The sequence below is a fragment of the Pseudomonas sp. FYR_2 genome, from assembly GCF_043106425.1.
Classification (GTDB): domain Bacteria; phylum Pseudomonadota; class Gammaproteobacteria; order Pseudomonadales; family Pseudomonadaceae; genus Aquipseudomonas; species Aquipseudomonas monteilii.
This window is the reverse complement of record NZ_JBICMM010000047.1, coordinates 62,617-84,967: the sequence shown is the minus strand read 5'-3', so window position 1 is coordinate 84,967 and position 22,351 is coordinate 62,617. Positions and strand designations below refer to the sequence as shown.

Below are 22,351 nucleotides of genomic sequence, written 5' to 3'. Positions count from 1 at the left end.
GGTCTGAAGAGGTAACCCCGACAATGTTGAGCTTTATTGCCCGGCGCCTGGGCCTGCTGATACCGACCTTTTTCGGCATCACCTTGCTGACCTTCGCGCTCATACGCCTGATCCCCGGCGACCCGGTGGAAGTCATGATGGGCGAGCGCAGGGTCGACCCCGAAATGCATGCCCAGGCCATGGAACGCCTGGGCCTGAACAAACCACTGCCGCTCCAGTACCTGGACTACGTCGGCAAGCTCGCCCAAGGTGACCTGGGTGAATCGCTGCGTACCCGCGAAAGCGTGTGGCGCGAGTTTCTCACCTTGTTCCCGGCCACCCTGGAACTGGCCTTCGCCGCCCTGCTGTTCGCAGGCATCGTCGGCCTGCTGGCCGGGGTGATCGCCGCGCTCAAGCGCGGTTCGCTGTTCGACCATGGGGTGATGGGTATTTCCCTGGCCGGCTACTCGATGCCGATCTTCTGGTGGGGCCTGATCCTGATCATGTTCTTCTCGGTGAGCCTGGGCTGGACCCCGGTGTCCGGGCGCATCGACCTGCTCTACGACATCGAGCCGAAAACCGGCTTCATGCTCATCGACACCCTGCTCAGCGACGAAGAAGGCGCGTTCAAGGACGCGGTGATGCACCTGATATTGCCGGCCATCGTGCTCGGCACCATCCCGCTGGCGGTCATCGCCCGCATGACCCGCTCGTCGATGCTCGAAGTATTGCGCGAAGACTACATCCGCACCGCCCGCGCCAAAGGCCTCTCGCCAGGGCGCGTGGTGTTCGTGCATGGCCTGCGCAATGCCTTGATCCCGGTGCTGACCGTGTTCGGTTTGCAGGTCGGCACATTGCTGGCCGGTGCGGTGCTGACCGAAACCATCTTTTCCTGGCCGGGCATCGGCAAATGGCTGATCGAAGCCATCGGCGCCCGTGACTACCCCGTGGTCCAGAACGGCATCCTGTTGATCGCCTGCCTGGTGATCCTGGTCAACTTCGTCGTGGACATTCTCTACGGCCTGGCCAACCCACGCATCCGTCATCAGCGCTGAGGCCCTTGCCATGACTAGCCCGATTCCCAAACCCGTGTCGCCGGCCAGCCCGGTGGACCAGAGCCTGCTCTACCCCTCGCCGTACAAAGAATTCTGGCAAGCCTTCGCGCGCAACAAAGGCGCTGTGATGGGCCTGGCCTTCATGAGCCTGGTGGTGTTCTGCGCGCTATTTGCACCCTGGGTTGCCCCGCACGACCCCAGCGAGCAGTACCGCGACTTCCTGCTGACACCGCCCGTGTGGCTGGAGGGCGGCACTTGGCAATTCATCCTCGGCACTGACGAGCTGGGCCGCGACCTGCTTTCGCGCTTGATCCAGGGCGCGCGGCTGTCGCTGCTGATCGGCCTGTCGTCAGTAGTGATGTCGCTGATCCCGGGCATCCTGCTGGGCCTGCTGGCCGGCTTTTTCCCGCAGTTGCTCGGCCCGTCGATCATGCGCCTGATGGACGTGATGCTGGCCCTGCCCTCGCTGCTGCTGGCCGTAGCCATTGTCGCTATCCTCGGCCCTGGCCTGATCAATACCGTGATCGCCATCGCCATCGTTTCACTGCCCTCTTACGTGCGCTTGACCCGCGCCGCCGTGATGGGCGAACTGAACCGCGACTATGTCACCGCTGCACGCCTGGCCGGTGCCGGTCTGCCAAGACTGATGTTCGTCACTGTGTTACCCAACTGCATGGCGCCGCTGATCGTGCAGGCCACCCTCAGCTTCTCCTCGGCGATCCTTGACGCGGCCGCCCTGGGTTTCCTCGGCCTAGGCGTGCAACCGCCGACCCCGGAATGGGGCACCATGCTGGCTTCGGCGCGCGACTACATCGAGCGCGCTTGGTGGGTGGTGAGCCTGCCTGGCCTGACCATTCTGCTCAGTGTGCTGGCAATCAACCTGATGGGCGACGGCCTGCGCGATGCGCTGGACCCGAAACTCAAGAACGCCGTCTGAGGAGAACGCCATGTCACTGTTGCAGATCAACAACCTGAACGTGCGCTTCGGCGACGCCACGGCGGTACCGGTGGTCGACGGCCTGGACCTGACGGTAGAAGCCGGCGAAATCCTGGCCATCGTCGGCGAATCCGGGTCGGGCAAATCGGTCACCATGATGGCCTTGATGGGCCTGATCGACGCCCCCGGGCGCATCACCGCCGACGCCCTCACCTTCGATGGCACCGACATGCTCAAGCTGAGCGGCCGCCAGCGGCGCAAGGTGGTGGGCAAGGACATCGCCATGGTCTTCCAGGACCCGATGACCGCGCTCAACCCCAGCTACACCGTGGGCTACCAGATCGAGGAAGTGCTGCGCCAGCACCTGGGCCTGAAGGGCAAGGCCGCGCGCCAGCGCGCCCTTGAGCTGTTGAAAAAGGTCGAGATCCCGGCAGCGGAAAGCCGCCTGGATGCTTACCCGCATCAGCTGTCTGGCGGCATGAGCCAGCGCGTGGCGATTGCCATGGCCATTGCCGGCGAGCCCAAGCTGCTGATCGCTGACGAGCCTACCACCGCGCTGGATGTGACCATCCAGGCGCAGATCATGGAACTGCTCGTCAACCTGCAGAAGGAGCGCAACATGGCGCTCATTCTGATCACCCACGACCTCGCCGTGGTCGCCGAAACGGCCAGGCGCGTGTGCGTGATGTACGCCGGCCAGGCGGTGGAAGTAGGCCAGGTACCGGAGCTGTTCGACGTTCCCGCCCACCCTTACAGCGAAGCCTTGCTGGCGGCCATCCCCGAGCACAGCATCGGCGCCGAACGCCTGACCACCCTGCCCGGCATCGTCCCCGGCCGTTACGACCGCCCTGTCGGCTGCCTGTTGTCGCCGCGCTGCCCCTATGTGCGGGACAACTGCCGCCACCAACGCCCGCCCCTTGATCCCCAGGTTCACAGCCTGGTGCGCTGCTTCTACCCGCTGAACCAGGAGGTGGCGTAATGACCGTCGTTCTATCCGCCCGGGAGCTGACCCGGCATTACGAAGTCTCCCGCGGGCTGTTCAAAGGCCATGCGTTGGTCCGTGCGCTGAATGGTGTGTCGTTCGAACTGGAAGCCGGCAAGACCCTGGCCGTGGTTGGCGAGTCCGGCTGTGGCAAATCGACCCTGGCCCGCGCACTGACCCTGATCGAAGAGCCTTCTTCCGGCTCGCTGCAAATCGCCGGCACCGAGGTGAAAGGCGCCAGCAAGGCTGAGCGCAAGCAACTGCGCCGCGACGTGCAGATGGTGTTCCAGAGCCCCTACGCTTCGCTCAACCCACGGCAGAAGATTGGCGACCAGTTGGCCGAGCCCCTGCTGATCAACACGTCACTGAGCAAGGCCGAACGGCGCGACAAAGTGCAGAAGATGATGGAGCAGGTGGGCCTGCGCCCCGAGCACTACCAGCGCTATCCGCACATGTTCTCGGGTGGCCAGCGCCAGCGTATCGCCCTGGCCCGAGCGATGATGCTGCAACCGAAGGTGCTGGTAGCGGACGAGCCGACCTCGGCGCTGGACGTGTCGATCCAGGCGCAGGTACTGAACCTGTTCATGGACTTGCAGAAGGAGTTCAACACCGCCTACGTGTTCATCTCGCACAACCTGGCGGTGGTGCGACATGTGGCCGATCAGGTGCTGGTGATGTACCTCGGGCGACCTGCGGAAATGGGGCCGAAAGAGGATATCTACGAGAGGCCGTTGCACCCGTATACCCAGGCGTTGCTGTCGGCAACTCCCACTATTCACCCGGACCCGCTGAAGCCGAAGATCCGCATTGTCGGGGAGCTGCCCAACCCCCTGAATCCGCCAGACGGGTGCGCGTTTCACAAGCGATGCCCGTATGCGACGGAGCGGTGTGCCAAGGAGGTGCCGGGGTTGCGGCAGGTGAGTACGCGGCAGGTGGCCTGCCATTATGCGGAGCAGTTTCTGTAGATGACGGGGGGCGCTTTGCGCCCCATTCGCAGCCTTATGCTGCGAGGGGGGCAGCAAAGCGGCTCTTTCGGTCAATGCATGAAAATGGCGATCAGGATGATGACCGGAATTGGTACCCCAAGCATCCAGAGCAGTATCGAGCGCATGTCGGTTCTCCTTGCTTAACGTTGAATGGTGCGATGGGCGACGTATTCGCCTTCCAGCCACTGCACCTGGTCACGACGGCGACCACCATAAAGCGCTGCAAGGCTGGCGAAGAAAGCGCCACACAGCAGTGCTACAAAGGTCCACAGCGCGGTCCATGCAGCAGCCTTCGCGGCAGCCTCAGCCGCTTGCTTGGCCTGCAGCTTGAGCTGTTGCACCTGGGCCATCACCTGGTCAACGCGGGCCTCTGCTTCGGGTTGAGTCAAGCGGGTGCGTTGCGCCACCAACTGCGCCAGGTAAGCGCGGTCTTCAGGCGCAAGTGCACCGTCACCTGCCAGGCCCTTGACCAGAATGCGCGCCGCTACCCCATTGGCAGCGTCCTCGCTCACCGGCGCAGGGCCGTCACCACGGAACAGGCTGTCGACGAAATACCCCATCGAATCCTTATCGGCATTGGCAGCCGCCGCGCCACCGGCAGCAGCACTCATGCCAACCACTTGCGTCGCCGCGCTGGCTCCAGCACCTACCAGGTTGCCCGCCGTACCCAGGACCAGCATCGCAGCTACCAAGGTGGCGACTGCCCAGGACAGGAACCCATGGGCGGTGTCGCGGAAGTACACTTCATCGCCATGCAAGTTGGCCCACTTCACACGCAGCCTGCCGGCGATATACCCGCCCAGGCCAGAAGCGATGATCTGCGTCAGCAACAGCCAGATGATGGTGGAAACCGCCAGCGTTTTCGCGCTCGCGCCCTCGTTGGCCCAAGGTGAAGTGGCGGCAAAGCCCAAGCCCGCACCCAGCACCACCAATATCAAGGATAAAGCGGCCGCCGCAGCAGCACCCGCGAAGATGGCCGCCCAGGAAACACCTGAGCGGCCTTGAGTATCGAAAACGGAGGAGTCGGCAGAGGGGATCATGATATGTGCGCCTATGTATGTTGTTAGCGAGAAGTCCATTCGCGCAGTAACCGTTGCAGAGGCTGTGCCATTCATTACAAAAAATTAATTACATAAAAATCAGATAGTTAGTGAATTCTTTGATTTAAGAATCGTGCAAAAAGCGCGAGTGGCGCTCCGGCATCAGGTGTTCTGCAATATTGTGGCCTTTACGCCGGCGAGGCATGATCTGGCAATGACGCTCCCTGACGACTCCGCCCAGACCCCGCTCACCGCTGACACCGTGCTGCGCTACCACCTGTGCTGGAAGCATCGTGACCTGGACGGGGTCATAGCGCTGTACCACCCCGACATCCAGTACCACGACTTTTTCCAGAACCGGGTGCTTGGCTACGTTGAGATGCGCGACTACGTACGCGCCTGCCTGCCCCATGAAGCCGGCGAAGACATCGTTCACAGTGACCGCATCCGCGTCGATGGCTGCACCGCATTCATCCAGTACCAGGTCACGGTCCAGGGTGGCGATGGCCTGGTGGCGTTCCAGTCCAGCGAGGCGATCACCGTCAAGGATGGCCTGATCTGGCGGGTCAACGAATACGCCACGCTGGTTCGCCAGAACAGCAGCGGGCACGCCAGTACCGGCCCGCGCCCTGCCACCAGCCGCCTGGGGTTGTCACCACGGCAACTGTCGACCATGGCCCAGGACCTGGAACACTACTTCCAGCGCCAGTGCCCCTATCTGGACCCGGAGCTGGACCTGCAGCAAGTGGCCGATGCCAGCGGCTATAGCCGCAACCAGATTTCCTACCTGCTCAACCAGGTGCTTGGGCAAAGCTTCTACCGCTACGTCAACCAGGCGCGCTTGCAACACCTAATGGCCAGCCTGGACAACGACAGCGTCGAGGCGACGATTGACGAGTTGGCATTCAGCGCCGGCTTCAACTCACTGTCAGCCTTCTACAAGTGCTTCCGGGAACACACCGGCCTGACGCCCAAGGCGTACTTGAAGCAAATTTCCCTGCGTGCACGCACGTAAGACAGCCGCCCGCACACCCCACTAGGATCGCCCACAGACCTTGACGGATGTGGAGCCCGACCCGATGCAACCCCTGCGCACGCTCAGCCTGTGGATGGACCAGCTCGACGAGCCACTGTGCGCTCGCCCGGCCCTGCGTGAAGACCTGGTTGCGGATGTGTGCATCATCGGTGCCGGCTACACCGGACTGTGGACTGCCTACTACCTCAAGCGCCAAGCCCCGCAGCTGAACGTCGCGGTGATCGACGCCAACATCGCCGGTTTCGGCGCCTCCGGGCGCAACGGCGGCTGGCTGATGGGCAACCTGCTGGGCGAAGACCGCCTGCTGGCCACCCTGTCGCCACAACAGCGCCGGGCCAGCATCGACCTGCTGCACGGCATTCCCGATGAAGTACAGCGTGTGCTGCAACGCGAAGGCATCGACTGCGACTACCGCAAAGGCGGCGTGCTGTACTGCGCCGCACGCTACCCCGAGCAGGAACGCAGCCTGCGCGCCTACCTGGACGATCTGTATCGCCAAGGCATGACCGAAGACGACTACCGCTGGCTGCGCCCCGAGCAACTGGACGCCCAACTGCGGGTCAGCAATGCCTTTGGCGCCATCTACAGCCCGCACACCGCGACCATCCAGCCGGCCAGACTCGTGCGCGGTTTGGCTCGGACAGTGGAGGCGATGGGCGTACCAATCTATGAAAACACGCCGGCCATCGATTGGCAGCCCGGCGAGGTGCGCACGCCGCTGGCACGGATTCGCTGCCAGTGGGTAGTGCCTGCCGTGGAAGGTTACGCTGCCAGCCTGCCGCCACTGGGCAAACATCAGTTGCCGGTACAGAGCCTGCTGGTGGCCACCGAGCCGCTGCCGGACTCAACCTGGGAGCAGATCGGCCTGAGCCAAGGCCAGGCCTTCAGCGAAAGCAGCCGCCAGGTTACCTATGGCCAGCGCACCGCCGACAACCGCCTGGTATTCGGTGCCCGCGGAGGCTATCGCTTCGGCGGCCGACTGCGCGAAAACTTCAACCTCGACGCGCATGAAATCGAACTGCGCCGTTACCTGTTCAGCGAGCTTTTCCCGCAACTGAAACACGTACGCATCACCCACTCCTGGGGGGGCAACCTGGGCATGGCCCGACGCTTCCGCCCGCACATGCTGTGCGACCGCCAGCGTGGCATTGCCCTGGCTGGCGGCTACGGCGGCGAAGGTGTCGGCGCCACCAACCTGGGCGGGCGCACGCTTGCAGCATTGATCCTCAACCAGCACAACGAACTGACCGCGCAGCCCTGGGTGCTCGACAACCGCGCGGTTTCCAGCCTGGCCAGCTGGCCACCCGAACCCTGCCGCTGGCTGGGCTACAACGCCATCATCCAAAGCTTCGTCCACGAGGACCGGACCCTCGCCAACCCCGCCAGCGCGCCCTGGAGGCGGCGCCTGGCCAGCTCGCTTGCGGACTTCATGGAAGGCTTCATGCACTGACTTCCTTTTCCCCTACACAGGATCCACCGGTCATGAGCATCACCCAGTTCAAGAACACTGACAGCGCCGTGCTCGACAGCAGCAACCCGGTCGCGGTACCGCTTGGCGAACCCGTAGCCGTGACGTCGGTCACCTGCGTGGAGCGCAGCGACGGCGTGGAAACCGGCATCTGGGAATGCACCCCCGGGCGCTGGCGCCGGCAGATCGTGCAGCAGGAGTTCTGCCATTTCATCAAGGGCCGCTGCACCTTCACCCCCGACGGTGGCGAACCCCTGGTCATAGAAGCCGGAGACGCATTGATGCTACCGGCCAACAGCACTGGCACCTGGGACATCCAGGAGACCGTGCGCAAGACCTACGTCCTTATCTTCTGATCCGCTGATCGCCTGCCTTCGATAACAACAGACAAAGCAAGGTAACCCCGACATGCGCACGCTCCTTCTTGCACCCCTGATGCTGGCCGCCAGCGTGGCCGGCGCCGCCGAAACAGTGAAGATCTACAACTGGTCCAGCTATGTCGCCCCCGACACGCTGAAGAACTTCCAGCAAGCCAGCGGCATCGTGCCCACCTATGACGTGTACGACAGCAACGAAACCCTCGACGGCAAGCTGATGACCGGCAACTCCGGCTACGACGTGGTGTTCCCCTCCAACCACTTCATGGCCCGGCAAATCCAGGGCAAGGCCCTGAAGCGCCTGGATAAGTCGCAGTTGCCCAACTGGAAAAACCTCAACCCCGTGCTGCTCAAGGCGCTGGAAGTGAACGACCCAGGCAACCAGTACGGGTTCCCTTACCTGTGGGGCAGTACCGGCATCGGCTACAACATCGACAAGGTGAAGGCGGTGCTCGGCGACAATGCGCCGGTTGATTCGTGGGACCTCATCTTCAAGCCCGAGTACATGAGCAAGCTGAAAAGCTGCGGCGTTGCGGTGCTGGACAACGGCCCTGAACTGCTGCCTATTGCCTTGCACTACCTGGGCCTGCCACACCATAGCCAGAACCCGGCGGACTACGACAAGGCCAAGGCATTGCTGATGCAGGTACGCCCTTACATCAGCTACTTCCACTCATCGAAGTACACCGGCGACCTGGCCAATGGCGACATTTGCGTGGTGGTGGGCTTCTCGGGGGATGTGTTGCAGGCGAAGAACCGTGCCGAAGAAGCGAAGAACGGGGTGAAGGTGGGCTACTCGATCCCCAAGGAAGGCGCGCCCATGTGGTTCGACATGGTGGCCATGCCGGCGGATGCTCCGGATGAAAAAGCCGGGTATGCCTACATGAACTACCTGCTACAGCCGGACGTGATGGCCAACATCAGCAACCATGTGCAGTACGCCAATGGCAACCTGAGGGCGGACGGGCTGGTGGACCCGGCGATGAAGGGTAATACGATGATTTACCCGAGCGAGGATGTGATGGGCAAGCTGTATGCGCTGGAGGCGATGCCGGCGAAGATCGACCGCATTCGCACACGGATCTGGACCAGTATCAAGGCCGGAAACTGAAAGGGGCCGCTTTGCGGCCCCAATCAAGCAATCAGTGATGCTCGCGGGTAGCGCGGAACTTGATGTCCGGCCAGCGCTCTTCCATCAGCGACAGGTTGACCCGGGTAGGCGCCAGGTAGGTCAGGTGACCACCACCGTCGATGGCCAGGTTTTCCATGGCCTTGGTCTGGAATTCCTCGAGCTTCTTCTTGTCGTCGCAGCTGATCCAGCGGGCCGACCACACGGTGATCGGCTCGTAGGCGCACTCGACCTTGTACTCTTCCTTCAGGCGGCTGGCGACCACGTCGAACTGCAGCACACCGACCGCACCGAGGATGATGTCGTTACTGCGCTCCGGGAAGAACACCTGGGTGGCACCTTCTTCAGCCAGCTGCTGCAAGCCTTGGCGCAGCTGCTTGGACTTCAGTGGGTCCTTGAGGCGCACGCGACGGAACAGCTCCGGGGCGAAGTGCGGGATACCGGTGAAGCCCAGCGCTTCGCCCTCGGTGAAGGTGTCACCGATCTGGATGGTGCCGTGGTTGTGCAGGCCGATGATGTCACCGGCAAAGGCCTCTTCCAGCTGTTCACGCTCGGAGGAGAAGAAGGTCAGCGCATCGCCGATACGCAGGTCCTTGTTCAGACGCACGTGGCGCATCTTCATGCCCTTCTCGTACTTGCCCGAGCAGATGCGCATGAAGGCGATACGGTCGCGGTGTTTCGGGTCCATGTTCGCCTGGATCTTGAACACGAAGCCGGTGAACTTCTCTTCCACAGGCTCGACGGTACGCTCGTGGGCAACGCGGCCCAGCGGGCGCGGCGCCCAGTCGACCACGGCGTCGAGCACGTGATCCACACCGAAGTTGCCCAGTGCCGTACCGAAGAACACCGGGGTCAGCTGACCGTTGATGAACTCTTCCTGGTTGAACTCATGGCAGGCACCCTGCACCAGTTCCAGTTGCTCGACAAACGAATCGTACTGGTCACCCAGGTGTGCGCGGGCTTCGTCCGAGTCCAGCTTCTGGATGATCTTGGCTTCGGTGCGCTCATGGCCATGGCCAGGGGTGTACACCACGATGTAGTCGCCGGTGAGGTGGTACACGCCTTTGAAGTCGCGGTAGCAACCAATCGGCCAGGTGATCGGCGCGGCCTTGATCTTCAGTACGGCTTCGATCTCGTCCAGCAGTTCGATCGGGTCACGGATGTCACGGTCGAGTTTGTTGATGAAGCTGACGATCGGCGTATCGCGCAGGCGGCACACGTCCATCAGGGCGATGGTACGCGGCTCAACACCTTTACCACCGTCGAGCACCATCAGCGCCGAGTCCACTGCGGTCAGGGTGCGGTAGGTGTCTTCCGAGAAGTCTTCGTGGCCGGGGGTGTCGAGCAGGTTGATCATGTGCTCGCGGTACGGGAACTGCATCACCGAGGTGGTGATGGAGATGCCGCGCTGCTTCTCCATTTCCATCCAGTCGGAGGTGGCGTGGCGGTCGGACTTGCGCGACTTCACGGTACCGGCGACGGCAATGGCCTTGCCCATCAGCAGCAGCTTCTCGGTGATGGTGGTCTTACCGGCGTCGGGGTGGGAAATGATTGCGAAAGTGCGGCGCTTCGCGACTTCGGCGGCCTGGTTGGTCATGGGAAATCGCCTGACTGGGGGATTAAAAAGGGGCGATATCATACCTGAAGTTGGGCGGGGACCAAAATCTAGTGAACCAGCGGCACCTGTTCCGGCCTCATCGCCGGCAAGCCAGCGCCCACAAGGACCTCCACAGCATTAACGCCTTGCGCAGTACCTGTGGGAGCTGGCTCGCCGGCGATAGGGCCAGACCAATAGCAACCTATTCATCAGGCAATCGCTTTATCACCACAAATAGCCAAAGCGCAGTGATATCAACGCCTGTGCCGCATTAAGCTGCTGTTTTTTCTCGCCAAAAATTCAAGCCCCCAGTGATTAACGCTGGCCAAATGCCGCTTCAGATGGGAACCTTTACGCCCACGGAGACGTCCACTCCCCTGCAACCCGCTTCGGTTGGGGACTGGTTTCATCAGCATTTTCGGGCCCGACGGGGTTCGGCTCATGGCCTGATCGCAGCCTTCGGCGTGTATCAAGCTGCTACTCGCGAACACACCATTCGCCGCCAGCACTGGCCGGCAAAAAAGAAGTGTGCTCGCCGACAACACAAGGAGTCCGCCTGTGGCTAAACGCTACGGAAAAGGGCTGTTGGGATGCGCCACCGTGCTCGTCATCCTGGCCCTGCTGATCCACTGGATCGGCATCGACACGATCACGCGTTATCGCGATGATCTGGGGTTCTACCTGCAAGCGCACCTGGTACTGGTGCTGGCTTCGATGGCGGCGGCGTTGGCCGTGGGCATCCCCGCCGGCATTGCGCTCAGTCGACCGCACCGGGTCGACAAAGCCGAGCGCTTCATGCAGTTCTTCAACGTTGGCAACACCATCCCTCCCCTGGCCGTTCTGGCCATCGCGCTCAGTATCCTGGGCATTGGCGCCGGGCCTGCGATCTTCGCACTGTTCCTCGCCTCTCTTCTGCCCATCGTGCGCAACACCTACGAAGGCCTGAAAAACGTCCCCGCCTCGCTCAAGGAAGCCGCCACCGGCATCGGCATGACCCCGCGCCAGCAACTCTGGCAGGTGGAATTGCCCAACGCCGTGCCGATCATCGTCGGCGGTGTTCGCGTGGCCCTGGCGTTGAACGTGGGCACCGCCCCCCTGGCTTTTCTGATCGGTGCCAACAGCCTGGGCAGCCTCATCTTCCCCGGCATCGCCCTGAACAACCAGCCACAGCTGCTGCTGGGCGCCGCGTGCACCGCGCTGCTGGCCCTGGTGCTGGACGCAGCGGTGAGTTTCTCCAGCAAGCGCTGGCTGGAACGTGGCCTGGCCCAATAAGGATAGGGAACGTATGAAGAAAAGAATCGCCTTGCTGCTGGGCGCGGCCCTGCTGTTCGCAGGATTTGCCCAGGCAGCGGAAAAACCGCTGGTGCGCATCGGCGCGCGGGTGTTCACCGAACAGACCGTGCTCGCCGAAATCACCGCGCAATACCTGCGTGCCAATGGCTTCGACGTGCGCGTCACCACCGGCCTTGGCAGCAACATCGCACGCCAGGCCCAGGAGACCGGCCAGCTCGACCTGATGTGGGAATACACCGGCGTGTCGCTGGTCTCGTACAACCATATCGACGAGCGCATGCCCAATGCCGAAGCCACCTTCGCCAGGGTGAAGGCGCTGGATGCGAAAAAGGACCTGATCTGGCTGACCCCGTCGAAGTTCAGCAACACTTATGCATTGGGCCTGCCCCGCCAAGTGGCCGAAGCCTACCCGCAGGTCAACACCATCAGCGACCTCAACCAGGTGCTGCGTGACGAAAGCCAGCGTACCCACCTGGTGGCGCTGGACACCGAGTTCGCCAACCGCCCCGATGGTCTGGTCGGCCTGCGCGAGATGTACGGCCTGCCGCTGGACCGTCGCAACATCCGCCAGATGGACGGCGGCCTCGTCTACACGGCCATGCGCAATAACCAGGTGTTCGCCGGCCTGGTGTACACCACCGATGGCCGCCTGAACGCCTTCGACCTCAAGCTGCTGAAAGACGACAAGCACTACTTCCCGGACTACACCGCCGCCCCGGTGGTGCGCAAAGCCGTGCTCGACGCCAACCCGCAACTGGCCAGCCTGCTCAAGCCGCTGGCCGAGCAGCTGGATGACGAAACCATGCGCCAGCTCAACGCCAAGGTCGACGTCGAGCACCAGAACCCGACCGCCGTTGCCGCCGCCTTCCTGCGTGAGCACCCACTGAACAGCGAGGGCCAGCCATGAACCTGATCGATACCTTCAGCCACCTGGACTGGGCCCAGGTGCTGCAACTGACCTGGCAGCACATCATGCTGGTGGGCATCGCAGTGGGCCTGGCGATCCTCGTCGGGGTGCCGCTGGGCATTCTGATGACGCGCTTCCCGGCCCTCGCAGGCCCATTGCAGGCCAGCGCCACGGTGCTGCTGACCATCCCCTCCATCGCCCTGTTCGGCCTTCTGCTGCCGTTCTACTCCAAATTCGGCCAAGGCCTTGGACCACTCCCGGCGATCACTGCCGTGTTCCTCTATTCGCTGCTGCCGATCATGCGTAACACCTACCTGGCCCTGACCAACGTCGAGCCCGGCATCCGTGAAGCCGCACGCGGCATCGGCATGACCTTCGGCCAGCGCCTGCGCATGGTCGAGCTGCCCATTGCCGTGCCGGTGATCCTCGCCGGCGTGCGCACCGCCGTGGTCATGAACATCGGCGTCATGACCATTGCCGCCACCATCGGTGCCGGCGGCCTGGGTGTGCTCATCCTCACCTCCATCAGCCGCAGCGACATGTCGATGCTGCTGGTCGGCGCCGTGCTGGTCAGCCTGCTGGCAATCATTGCCGACCTGCTCCTGCAAACCCTGCAACGTGCCCTGACTCCAGAAGGACTGCGCTCATGATCGAACTGAAGAACCTCAGCAAAACCTTCAACGTCAACGGCAAGGACGTGAAAGCCGTCGACGCGGTCAACCTCACCGTCAACGAAGGGGAAATCTGCGTGTTCCTCGGCCCCTCGGGCTGCGGCAAAAGCACCACGCTGAAAATGATCAACCGCCTGATCACGCCCACCTCGGGCCAGGTGTTCATCAATGGCGAAGACACCACCGGGCTGGACGAAGTGACCCTGCGCCGGCACATCGGCTATGTGATCCAGCAGATCGGTTTGTTCCCCAACATGACCATCGAAGAGAACATCACTGTGGTCCCGCGCCTGCTCGGCTGGGACAAGCAAAAGTGCCACGAGCGTGCGCGCGAGCTGATGCACATGATCAAGCTCGAGCCCAAGCAGTACCTGCAGCGCTACCCGCGCGAGCTGTCCGGTGGCCAGCAGCAGCGCATCGGCGTGATCCGCGCCTTGGCGGCAGAAGCGCCGGTGCTGCTGATGGACGAGCCGTTCGGCGCGGTCGACCCGATCAACCGCGAGATGATCCAGAACGAGTTCTTCGAGATGCAGCGGGCGCTGAACAAGACGGTGATCATGGTCAGCCACGACATCGACGAGGCGATCAAGCTGGGCGACAAGATCGCCATCTTCCGTGCCGGCAAACTGTTGCAGCTGGACCACCCGGACACCCTGCTGGCGCACCCGGCGGATGAGTTTGTCAGCAACTTCGTTGGCCAGGACAGCACCCTCAAACGCCTGTTGCTGGTGCGTGCCGAGGATGCGGCGGACAACGCGCCGTCGGTGAGCCCGGAAACGCCTGTGAGCGATGCGTTGGAGCTGCTGGATGAGCACGACCGCCGCTACGTGGTGGTGACCGATACACAGAACAAGGCGCTGGGCTATGTGCGCCGGCGTGACATGCACCGCCAGCAGGGCACCTGTGGTGAATTCCTGCGGCCGTTCAATGCCACGGCGTCGCATGATGAGCATTTGCGCATCCTGCTGTCGCGGATGTACGAGTTTAATAGGGCGTGGTTGCCGGTGCTGGATGCGGAGCAGGTGTTTTTGGGCGAGGTGACGCAAGAGTCGATTGCGGCTTACCTGAGTTCGGGCAGGTCGCGCGGAGCGAAGACCAGCATTGTCTCGCCCGCTGAGGCGGTGGTTTCGTAATCGCTGGGGGCGCTTTGCGCCCCCGGCGATCTCAGATCAGAACCCTACACTGGCCTGCACATAAAAGGTTCGCGGCTCCCCCACATAAATGCCGGCATTGTTGTCGCTGGAACGGGTGAAGTACTGCTTGTCGAACAGGTTCTTCACCCCCGTCGGCATTGATCCCGGTGCCCGGCGCACGCTGCTTGGATTGGGCGTAGGCATCCAGGTTCCAGGTCCAGCGGTTGACCGCGTAGCGCACGCCGGCAGTGACCACCTGACGTGAATAGAACGGCAAGTCACGGCCCTTGAAGCCCGGGATCTCACCTTCATAGGTTGCACGGGTAAAGGTGTAGCCACCGCTCACCGACAAGCCATCCAGGCGCGGGTCCAGCCCGGCCAGGTCATAGCGCACAGAAGCCTCGACCCCTTGGTGCTTGGTCGCACCCAGGTTGGTCCAGCCCACGTCGTTGCTGATGTATTGCAGTTCGTCATCGAAGTCGATGTAGAACGCCGTCAGCTCACCGGCAAAACCGCCATCGTCATAACGCGTGCCGATTTCGTAGGTCTTGGCCTTTTCCGGCTCCAGGCCATTGGCCGTGCTGTTGCCTGTCCCGCCCTGCCCCAGCTGGAAGTACTGCAAACTGCCGAACGAAGTTTCGTAGTTGGCGAACACTTTCCACGCGTCGGAGATGTGGTACATCACGCTCAGCGCCGGCAGCGGCTCGTTGCTGGTAATGCTGCGTTTCTTCTCCGCCACCGAGCGGTTGTTGGCATCCAGCACCGGGCGGTCGCGCCAGTCAGTGTTGATGTGCTCGAAGCGGATGCCCGGGGTGATGGTCCAGTTGCCCACGTCGATCTTGTCGTCGATGTAGTAGGCACTGGCCTCGGTGCCACCGCTGCGGTCCTGGAACACATGGCCGTCGGAGGTCGGGGTCACGGTGGGGACGTTGTCGATCAGCGCCAGGCGCGTCGACTGCTCACGCATCGCTTCCTTCAGGTAGCGGTAACCCACACTGACTTCCTGCGTGGTCGGGCCGGCAAAGAAGATGCGCGACACACGCGGCTCGATGGCGAAGGTGTGGTAGTTGCGCGGGTACGACGACAGGGTCTTCATGTCACGCGAAGCGATGGCACTGCAATGGAAGCTGTCGGTGTAATAAGTCAGCACTTCGAACTGGGTGGCATCGTCGAGCTGGCGTTGCCATTTGAACGACACGTCCTTGCGCCGACCGGCGAAGTAGTCGTGGTCGCGCAGCGACTGGTACGGGTTGCTGTCGTACTGGGCCTGGGTCAGGCCACCGGGCATGTCAGCACGGCCATCGTAGTAGTGGAAGTTGAGCCAGAACTCGTCGACATCGGTCGGCGCCCAGTGGGTCTTGAGGATAACGTCGTCGATATCGTTGCCGTTGTTGCTTTCACGGTAGCCGTTGCCGTTGAGCCCGGTGTACAGCAGCGCCACACCCATGCCGTTGTCTGCCGTGCCGCCGACGAAGGCCGACTCGGTGTGCTTCCAGCCGCCGTGCTGGGAAGTTTCCAGCGTGGTGGACAACTCTGCGGAAGGTTTTTCCGGAATCGCCCGGGTGACGAAGTTGATCACCCCGCCCACGCTCTGCGGGCCATAGCGTACCGAGCCTGCACCACGTACCACGTCGATGCTGTCGAGGTTGCCCGAGGAAATCGGCGCCATCGACAGCTGCGGCTGGCCATACGGCGCGAACGCGGCCGGGATGCCGTCGATCAACACGGTGGCGCGCGGCGACAGGCGCGAGGTGAGGCCGCGCACGGCCACGTTCAGCGACAGGTCGCTACCGCCGGTGCCGTTGGAATCCTGCACCTGCACACCCGGGATGCCGCGAAGCACATCGCGCACGTTCATCGCGCCCTTCTCCACCATCGCCTCGCGGCGTACCACGGTGCGCGCGCCGGGGTGGTTCTGCACCACACTCTGCTGCGCATCGCCAGTACCCGGACAAAGGCATCGTGGGTGAGGTCCTCGGCCTGCTGACGACTGCGCAGTTTGCGCGTCCAGGTGCCGATCAGCTCATGGTCGGGGGTCATCAGGGAGGCAGATAAGGGTGCGAATAGTAATGTTTCTCATCAAAACCGGCAAATCCGCCATTCGGTAACAAAAAATTTATGAGCAATTTCCTGTACGTGGGTGCCAGGAAAATGTGGCCATAAATATGAACACCTGAAGCCATTTCCCGGGCACGCCCGCTCCCCCAGAAAGCGCGCGATGCCTGTGGGAGCGGGCGCGCCCGCGAAGGAGCCAATACGGTCTATTCCACAATATTTAACGCTTGAAACATCGTGGGGAACATCAGCCGGTCACATGGGTCGGTTATTCAAATGGCTGGTCGTCGATCCACGCCGATCACGCCCGGATTACCTGTTGATTCTGCATTCTTCACGCCCTAAAGTGCGCGCCGAACGTCCATGCTGGAAACGATCCATCCGGCTCAAGTACTGAGTAGGCGAACCAAAGTGGGGATACGGAGGACGTTCAGTTTGCAGCCACTTATTCTTTCAGTTTGCCCATGGAGTCCCTGAGCATGTCGATCCAGGTCGAAGACTATTTCGCGCGTGACACCTTCCAGAAAATGAAGGCATTCGCCGACAAGCAGGAAACCCCGTTCGTACTCATCGATACCCAGATGATCAGCCAGGCCTATGACGACCTGCGCGCCGGTTTCGAATTCGCCAAGGTGTACTACGCGGTCAAGGCCAACCCGGCCGTCGAAATCATCGACCTGCTCAAAGAGAAAGGTTCGAGCTTCGACATCGCCTCGATCTACGAGCTGGACAAAGTGCTGGGCCGTGGCGTCAGCGCCGACCGTATCAGCTACGGCAACACCATCAAGAAGTCCAAGGACATCCGCTACTTCTACGAGAAGGGCGTGCGCCTGTACGCCACCGACTCCGAAGCCGACCTGCGCAACATCGCCAAGGCCGCACCGGGTTCGAAAGTGTATGTGCGTATCCTGACCGAAGGCTCCACCACTGCCGACTGGCCACTGTCCCGTAAATTCGGCTGCCAGACCGACATGGCCATGGACCTGCTGATCCTTGCCCGCGACCTGGGCCTGGTGCCTTACGGCATCTCCTTCCACGTGGGCTCGCAGCAGCGCGACATCAGCGTATGGGATGCTGCCATTGCCAAGGTCAAGGTGATCTTCGAGCGCCTGAAGGAAGAAGACGGCATCGAGCTCAAGCTGATCAACATGGGTGGCGGCTTCCCGGCCAACTACATCACCCGTACCAACAGCCTGGAAACCTACGCTGAAGAAATCATCCGCTTCCTGAAGGAAGACTTCGGTGACGAGCTGCCGGAAATCATCCTGGAGCCAGGCCGTTCGCTGATTGCCAACGCCGGTATCCTGGTCAGCGAAGTGGTGCTGGTGGCGCGCAAGTCGCGTACCGCCGTCGAGCGCTGGATCTACACCGACGTGGGCAAGTTCTCCGGCCTGATCGAAACCATGGACGAAGCCATCAAGTTCCCGATCTGGACCGAGAAGAAAGGCGAAGCCGAAGAAGTGGTCATCGCCGGCCCAACCTGCGACAGCGCCGACATCATGTACGAAAACTACAAGTACGGCCTCCCGCTGAACCTGGCCATCGGTGACCGCCTGTACTGGCTGTCGACCGGCGCCTACACCACCAGCTACAGCGCGGTGGAATTCAACGGTTTCCCGCCGCTGAAGGCTTACTACCTGTAATGCAGAACGGGGCCGCAAGGCCCCGTTTTCATTTGTGTGCTGTCAGTGCCGGCCTCTTCGCGGGCACAGTCAACTCAAGCTTCGCGCCGTTCAATCTCTTCGGCATACCGCTCCGCAAAGGCCATCAACACCGGTCCAGCGCCTTGCAAGGTCACCAACGCAGCACGCAGGAAATTGATGTTCCCCTCAACCCGCGCCCGCTCCAGCCACTGCCCGGCCTCCGCCATTTGCCCACGCTCGACCAGCACCAGTGCCAGGCTGAACATCCCGCGAAAATCGCCCGCCTCGGCCGAGCGTCGATACCAGCGCACTGCCCGCGCCGGGCTGGGTGCCGTGGCAATGCCCTGCTCCAGGTAACGCCCATACAAGTTCATCGACTTGGCATGCCCCATCTGCGCAGCCTTCTCGTAGCACATCAGGGCCTGTCCCTGATTGGCCGGTACACCGCGCCCGGTAGCCAGCAGATTACCCAGGTTGTACAGGCCCCAATCCAGCCCGGCGTCGGCCGCGCGAGCATAGTGGATAGCCGCCTGCGTCAGGCTTGGCTCACCGCCCCAACCATGCTCCAGGCAACGCCCGAGCATGTTGTGCGCCATGGCACTGCCACCCTGTGCGGCGATGCCGAACCAACGCCGGGCCACGGTGGCGTCTTCTTCGATACCGCGGCCATCCAGCAGGATTTGCCCCAACAGCAACTGCGCCTCGACCGCGCCCTGCCCCGCCGCCGCCAGAATCGCTTGCGCGGCCTTGCCGGGGCTTTCCTCCAGCATGGCCTGCAAACCGGCCACATCCACCACTTCCTCACGTCGCAACTGGTAGGACACGGCTCAGACCTCGGCCCAGCGGCGCAGCAGGTTGTGGTAGGTGCCGGTCAGTTGCAGCAGCGACGGATGGTCCGGCACATCGGCAGTCAATTGCTGGATAGCGTTATCCATCTCGAACAACAGCGCCCGCTGGCTGTCCTCACGCACCAGGCTCTGGGTCCAGAAAAAAGCGGCGTAACGCTGGCCACGGGTTACCGGGTTGACCTTGTGCAGGCTAGTGCCGGGGTACAGCACCAGGTCTCCGGCGGCCAACTTTACCTGCTGCACGCCGTAAGTGTCCTGAATCACCAACTCGCCACCGTCGTAGCTGTTCGGGTCGCTGAGGAACAGCGTGGAAGAGAGGTCGGTACGCACCCGCTCGGCGCTGCCCTTGGGCTGGCGCAGGGCGTTGTCGATGTGGAAGCCGAAATTGCCGCCTTCGCGGTAGCAGTTGATCAGCGGCGGGAACACCTTGTGTGGCAAGGCCGCCGACATGAAGCGCGGGGTTTTCCACAGCCGGTCGATCAGCGCGCTGCCAATCTCCTTGGCCAGCGGGTGCCCTTCCGGCAACTGCAGGTTGTGCTTGGCCTTGGCCGACTGGTAACCCGCCGTAGCCTTGCCATCAGCCCAGTCGGCCTGCTCCAGCGCCTCGCGAATACGGGCCAGCTCATCAGCGTCGAACAGGCCTGGGATGTGAAGCAGCATGGCAGCAGCACCGTTAGGAAGTGTAAAGGTAGCAATGATATTGATTCCCTTTTGCGCTGCACAAGTCCCATTCGCCGCTTAAGACGTTTCAGCTGTATGAAACCGTAAAGGCAAATTGTAAAGATTGTAAATTCTTCACGAATGGTAACGACTCTCAATTGTGAGTCACAATTGCTTACATTAAGATCCGCCGCCTCAACACCTTGGGGAAGGTCCTTAGCAATGCGCCAGTCCGTACCATCTGCTGTGAGTTCGCCACGCCTGATCGTGTCTGCCATCGGTGTCGCCCTTAGCGCCACGTCGGTCTACGCCGCCGACCCTGCCGCGAACAGCGCCATTACCCTCGACGCCACCAGCGTCAATGGCAAGGCTGAACAAGCCAGCACCGATTACAAGGTCGAAAAGGCCTCCTCGCAGAAGTACACCACGCCGCTGGTAGACACCCCGCGCTCGGTTACCGTGATCCCGCAGCAAGTGATCAAGGACACCAATGCCCTGACCCTGCAGGACGCACTGCGCACTGTGCCGGGCATTACCTTCGGTGCCGGCGAAGGCGGCAACCCGCAAGGCGACCGTCCGTTCATCCGTGGCTTCGACGCCCAGGGCGATACCTACCTGGACGGCGTGCGAGACACTGGCGCTCAAACCCGCGAAATCTTCGCCATCGAGTCGGTGGAAGTGGCCAAGGGCCCTAACTCGGCCATCGGTGGCCGTGGCGCTGCCGGCGGTACCATCAACCTGGTGAGCAAGCGTGCGCATCTGGGTAACTCGCTGGACGGCGCCTGGACCTGGGGCAGCGACCAGACCCAGCGCTACACCTTCGATGGCAACTACCAGTTCAGCGATACCGTTGCCGGCCGCCTGAACCTGATGACCCACGAAAGCAACGTCGCCGGCCGCGACAAGGTCAACTACGACCGCTGGGGTATCGCCCCGTCGCTGGCATTCGGCCTGGGCACGCCAACCCGCGTCAACCTTGACTACTACCACCTGGAAAGCGACGACCTGCCGGATTCGGGCATTCCGTACACCATCCCGACCAATGGCAGCGGCGGGCGCACCTCGGCGCACCCGAGCAAACCGGATGACGGCGGCGACAGCGATAACTTCTACGGCCTGACCGGTCGCGACTTCCGCAAGACCCGCGTGGACATCGCCACCTTGGCCATCGAGCACGACCTGACCGACGCGCTGACCATCAAGAACACCCTGCGTCACGGCAACAGCATGCAGGACTACATCCTGACCCAGCCTGACGACAGCAAGGGCAACGTCAATAACGGCAGCGTATGGCGCCGGGCCAACACCCGTGTGGGCAACACCGCTACCACCACCAACCAGACCGACCTGTTTGGCGAGTTCTACGTCGGTGGCCTTAAGAACAGCTTCTCCACCGGTATCGAACTGAGCCGTGAAGAAAGCGAGCGCTCCAGCTACACCGTTGACACCGACACCGTCCCAGGTGGCAGCGCCAATACCAACTGCACCCCGGGCATGATCGGCGCCACCAGCGGCTACAACTGCACCTCGCTGAGCAACCCGAACCCGGATGATCCGTGGAACGGCACCATCTCGCGCAACTACGCTGGCACCACCACCAACAGCAAGACCCGTGCGATCTACGTGTTCGATACCCTGGAGCTGACCCCCGAGTGGCTGGTCAACATGGGCCTGCGATACGACCACTTCGACACCGACTACAAAACCTACAACGCCGCTGGCACCACCACTGCCAAAGGCAACGACGTCAGCGAGTTCGTGACCGGCCAACTGGGTCTGGTGTGGAAGCCGGCCGAAAACGGCAGCATCTACGTGTCCTACGCCACCTCCGCTACGCCACCAGGCGCCATGCTCGGCGAAGGTACCGAAGGCAACCCGCTGGGTGGCACACCTGACCGCAACGGGAATCTGCTGGCCAGCGATATGGAGCCGGAAGAAACCACCAACTACGAGATCGGCACCAAGTGGAACCTGCTTGACGAGCGCCTGTCTCTGGCGGCGGCGCTGTTCCGCACCGAGAAAGAAAACGCCCGGGTACAGGTCAACACCAACACCTACGAGAACGTCGGTGAAACCCGCGTGCAAGGTATTGAACTGTCTGCCAGCGGCAAGCTGACCGACAAATGGCAGGTGTTCGCCGGCTACACCTACATGCAGGCCCGCCAGATCGACGGCGGCCCGCTGGGCAAGGCCAACGACGGCAACCAACTGCCCAACACGCCAAACAACAGCGCCAGCCTGTGGACCACTTACGCGATCACACCGAAGCTGACCATCGGTGGTGGTGCGTTCTACGTGGATGACGTGTACGGCAGCGTGGCCAACACCACCATGGTCGACAGCTATGTCCGCTACGACGCCATGGCGGCCTACAAACTGACCAAGAACGTCGACCTGCAGCTGAACGTGCAGAACCTGACCAACGAGGTGTACTACGACAAGGCCTTCTCCACTCACTTCGCCAACCAGGCGGCCGGGCGGACTGCACTGTTGACCACCAGCGTTCACTTCTAAAGCAGCAACCCTAAGCCCCGTTCATTCCAGTGAGCGGGGCT

The 22,351-nt window shown here is 62.2% G+C and carries 18 protein-coding genes and 2 pseudogenes; 14 read left to right on the top strand and 6 right to left on the bottom strand.

Features of this window, described 5'->3' with window-relative positions; all coding sequences use genetic code 11:
• Window positions 1–23: 23 nt before the first annotated feature.
• Genes ACF8R4_RS20665 through ACF8R4_RS20650 form a run of 4 tightly spaced genes read left to right on the top strand, consistent with a single transcriptional unit; the run spans window position 24 to window position 3,918 of the window.
• Entirely contained in the window at window positions 24–1,034 is a 1,011-nt protein-coding gene (locus tag ACF8R4_RS20665) for an ABC transporter permease subunit (protein WP_060501798.1), read from the top strand.
• 10 nt (window positions 1,035–1,044) lie between these two features.
• A complete protein-coding gene (locus ACF8R4_RS20660) occupies window positions 1,045–1,971 on the top strand; it encodes an ABC transporter permease subunit (RefSeq protein ID WP_156867108.1) in 927 nt (308 codons plus the stop codon).
• Window positions 1,972–1,981: 10 nt separating this feature from the next.
• On the top strand, window positions 1,982–2,950 hold the full coding sequence (locus tag ACF8R4_RS20655) for an ABC transporter ATP-binding protein (protein ID WP_060501802.1): 969 nt from the start codon (window positions 1,982–1,984) through the stop codon (window positions 2,948–2,950).
• On the top strand, window positions 2,950–3,918 hold the full coding sequence (locus tag ACF8R4_RS20650) for a peptide ABC transporter ATP-binding protein (RefSeq protein ID WP_104834028.1): 969 nt from the start codon (window positions 2,950–2,952) through the stop codon (window positions 3,916–3,918). Before ACF8R4_RS20655 ends, ACF8R4_RS20650 begins: the two co-directional genes overlap by 1 nt.
• A gap of 161 nt (window positions 3,919–4,079) precedes the next feature.
• Here the strand turns inward: ACF8R4_RS20650 and ACF8R4_RS20645 are convergent, their stop codons facing one another.
• The gene (locus tag ACF8R4_RS20645; RefSeq protein WP_392493353.1) at window positions 4,080–4,979 is read right to left on the bottom strand and encodes a hypothetical protein; all 900 of its coding nucleotides are present in this window, start codon (window positions 4,977–4,979) and stop codon (window positions 4,080–4,082) included.
• A 214-nt stretch (window positions 4,980–5,193) separates the two neighbouring features.
• Between ACF8R4_RS20645 and ACF8R4_RS20640 the strand changes: the two genes are divergently transcribed.
• From ACF8R4_RS20640 to ACF8R4_RS20625, 4 genes are all read left to right on the top strand, one after another.
• Window positions 5,194–5,994, top strand: coding sequence for a nuclear transport factor 2 family protein (locus tag ACF8R4_RS20640; RefSeq protein ID WP_104834027.1), 801 nt, complete (start codon window positions 5,194–5,196; stop codon window positions 5,992–5,994).
• A 64-nt stretch (window positions 5,995–6,058) separates the two neighbouring features.
• On the top strand, window positions 6,059–7,465 hold the full coding sequence (locus ACF8R4_RS20635; RefSeq protein ID WP_060501807.1) for an FAD-binding oxidoreductase: 1,407 nt from the start codon (window positions 6,059–6,061) through the stop codon (window positions 7,463–7,465).
• 32 nt (window positions 7,466–7,497) lie between these two features.
• The gene (locus tag ACF8R4_RS20630; RefSeq protein ID WP_016501370.1) at window positions 7,498–7,839 is read left to right on the top strand and encodes a cupin domain-containing protein; all 342 of its coding nucleotides are present in this window, start codon (window positions 7,498–7,500) and stop codon (window positions 7,837–7,839) included.
• 52 nt (window positions 7,840–7,891) lie between these two features.
• A complete protein-coding gene (locus ACF8R4_RS20625; protein WP_060501809.1) occupies window positions 7,892–8,971 on the top strand; it encodes a polyamine ABC transporter substrate-binding protein in 1,080 nt (359 codons plus the stop codon).
• A 31-nt stretch (window positions 8,972–9,002) separates the two neighbouring features.
• On the opposite strand, the gene ACF8R4_RS20620 is transcribed toward ACF8R4_RS20625, so the two are convergent.
• Window positions 9,003–10,586 (bottom strand): peptide chain release factor 3, encoded by a 1,584-nt coding sequence (locus tag ACF8R4_RS20620; RefSeq protein WP_016713179.1) that lies wholly within the window; start codon window positions 10,584–10,586, stop codon window positions 9,003–9,005.
• A gap of 558 nt (window positions 10,587–11,144) precedes the next feature.
• Here ACF8R4_RS20620 and ACF8R4_RS20615 point away from each other — a divergent pair.
• From ACF8R4_RS20615 to ACF8R4_RS20600, 4 genes are read left to right on the top strand one after another with little or no spacing between them, the layout of a single operon-like run.
• Window positions 11,145–11,858, top strand: a complete 714-nt coding sequence (locus ACF8R4_RS20615) for an ABC transporter permease (RefSeq protein ID WP_028698933.1) — start codon at window positions 11,145–11,147, stop codon at window positions 11,856–11,858.
• A 13-nt stretch (window positions 11,859–11,871) separates the two neighbouring features.
• Window positions 11,872–12,786 carry a glycine betaine ABC transporter substrate-binding protein gene (locus ACF8R4_RS20610; RefSeq protein WP_060501812.1) on the top strand — a complete coding sequence of 305 codons (915 nt, stop codon included), beginning with the start codon at window positions 11,872–11,874 and terminating at the stop codon, window positions 12,784–12,786.
• A complete protein-coding gene (locus ACF8R4_RS20605; protein ID WP_016713182.1) occupies window positions 12,783–13,436 on the top strand; it encodes an ABC transporter permease in 654 nt (217 codons plus the stop codon). Before ACF8R4_RS20610 ends, ACF8R4_RS20605 begins: the two co-directional genes overlap by 4 nt.
• Window positions 13,433–14,590: a betaine/proline/choline family ABC transporter ATP-binding protein gene (locus ACF8R4_RS20600; protein ID WP_060501814.1), complete on the top strand. Its 1,158-nt coding sequence runs from the start codon at window positions 13,433–13,435 to the stop codon at window positions 14,588–14,590. The genes ACF8R4_RS20605 and ACF8R4_RS20600 overlap by 4 nt, the downstream gene beginning before the upstream one ends.
• 36 nt (window positions 14,591–14,626) lie before the next feature.
• Here ACF8R4_RS20600 and ACF8R4_RS20595 read toward each other — a convergent pair.
• Window positions 14,627–16,532: pseudogene (locus ACF8R4_RS20595) on the bottom strand (TonB-dependent receptor family protein); the annotation flags it as partial.
• Window positions 16,532–16,630, bottom strand: a pseudogene (locus ACF8R4_RS20590) (RNA polymerase subunit sigma-24); the annotation flags it as partial. The pseudogenes ACF8R4_RS20595 and ACF8R4_RS20590, both read right to left, overlap by 1 nt.
• A gap of 494 nt (window positions 16,631–17,124) precedes the next feature.
• Here ACF8R4_RS20590 and ACF8R4_RS20585 point away from each other — a divergent pair.
• Complete coding sequence (locus ACF8R4_RS20585; RefSeq protein ID WP_016713187.1) at window positions 17,125–18,288, top strand: type III PLP-dependent enzyme; 1,164 nt, start codon at window positions 17,125–17,127, stop codon at window positions 18,286–18,288.
• A gap of 74 nt (window positions 18,289–18,362) precedes the next feature.
• On the opposite strand, the gene ACF8R4_RS20580 is transcribed toward ACF8R4_RS20585, so the two are convergent.
• The gene (locus tag ACF8R4_RS20580; RefSeq protein ID WP_060501816.1) at window positions 18,363–19,112 is read right to left on the bottom strand and encodes a tetratricopeptide repeat protein; all 750 of its coding nucleotides are present in this window, start codon (window positions 19,110–19,112) and stop codon (window positions 18,363–18,365) included.
• A gap of 3 nt (window positions 19,113–19,115) precedes the next feature.
• Window positions 19,116–19,796 carry a Fe2+-dependent dioxygenase gene (locus ACF8R4_RS20575; protein WP_060501818.1) on the bottom strand — a complete coding sequence of 227 codons (681 nt, stop codon included), beginning with the start codon at window positions 19,794–19,796 and terminating at the stop codon, window positions 19,116–19,118.
• Window positions 19,797–20,018: 222 nt separating this feature from the next.
• Between ACF8R4_RS20575 and ACF8R4_RS20570 the strand changes: the two genes are divergently transcribed.
• Window positions 20,019–22,310, top strand: coding sequence for a TonB-dependent receptor (locus ACF8R4_RS20570; protein WP_392493347.1), 2,292 nt, complete (start codon window positions 20,019–20,021; stop codon window positions 22,308–22,310).
• Window positions 22,311–22,351 lie beyond the last annotated feature (41 nt).

Bases quoted from the DNA above. Each gene is read 5' to 3' on its own strand.
- ACF8R4_RS20665 (WP_060501798.1), top strand. From the start codon at position 24: ATGTTGAGCTTTATTGCCCGGCGCCTGGGCCTGCTGATACCGACCTTT.
- ACF8R4_RS20660 (WP_156867108.1), top strand. From the start codon at position 1,045: ATGACTAGCCCGATTCCCAAACCCGTGTCGCCGGCCAGCCCGGTGGAC.
- ACF8R4_RS20655 (WP_060501802.1), top strand. From the start codon at position 1,982: ATGTCACTGTTGCAGATCAACAACCTGAACGTGCGCTTCGGCGACGCC.
- ACF8R4_RS20650 (WP_104834028.1), top strand. From the start codon at position 2,950: ATGACCGTCGTTCTATCCGCCCGGGAGCTGACCCGGCATTACGAAGTC.
- ACF8R4_RS20645 (WP_392493353.1), bottom strand. From the start codon at position 4,979: ATGATCCCCTCTGCCGACTCCTCCGTTTTCGATACTCAAGGCCGCTCA.
- ACF8R4_RS20640 (WP_104834027.1), top strand. From the start codon at position 5,194: ATGACGCTCCCTGACGACTCCGCCCAGACCCCGCTCACCGCTGACACC.
- ACF8R4_RS20635 (WP_060501807.1), top strand. From the start codon at position 6,059: ATGCAACCCCTGCGCACGCTCAGCCTGTGGATGGACCAGCTCGACGAG.
- ACF8R4_RS20630 (WP_016501370.1), top strand. From the start codon at position 7,498: ATGAGCATCACCCAGTTCAAGAACACTGACAGCGCCGTGCTCGACAGC.
- ACF8R4_RS20625 (WP_060501809.1), top strand. From the start codon at position 7,892: ATGCGCACGCTCCTTCTTGCACCCCTGATGCTGGCCGCCAGCGTGGCC.
- ACF8R4_RS20620 (WP_016713179.1), bottom strand. From the start codon at position 10,586: ATGACCAACCAGGCCGCCGAAGTCGCGAAGCGCCGCACTTTCGCAATC.
- ACF8R4_RS20610 (WP_060501812.1), top strand. From the start codon at position 11,872: ATGAAGAAAAGAATCGCCTTGCTGCTGGGCGCGGCCCTGCTGTTCGCA.
- ACF8R4_RS20605 (WP_016713182.1), top strand. From the start codon at position 12,783: ATGAACCTGATCGATACCTTCAGCCACCTGGACTGGGCCCAGGTGCTG.
- ACF8R4_RS20600 (WP_060501814.1), top strand. From the start codon at position 13,433: ATGATCGAACTGAAGAACCTCAGCAAAACCTTCAACGTCAACGGCAAG.
- ACF8R4_RS20585 (WP_016713187.1), top strand. From the start codon at position 17,125: ATGTCGATCCAGGTCGAAGACTATTTCGCGCGTGACACCTTCCAGAAA.
- ACF8R4_RS20575 (WP_060501818.1), bottom strand. From the start codon at position 19,796: ATGCTGCTTCACATCCCAGGCCTGTTCGACGCTGATGAGCTGGCCCGT.
- ACF8R4_RS20570 (WP_392493347.1), top strand. From the start codon at position 20,019: ATGCGCCAGTCCGTACCATCTGCTGTGAGTTCGCCACGCCTGATCGTG.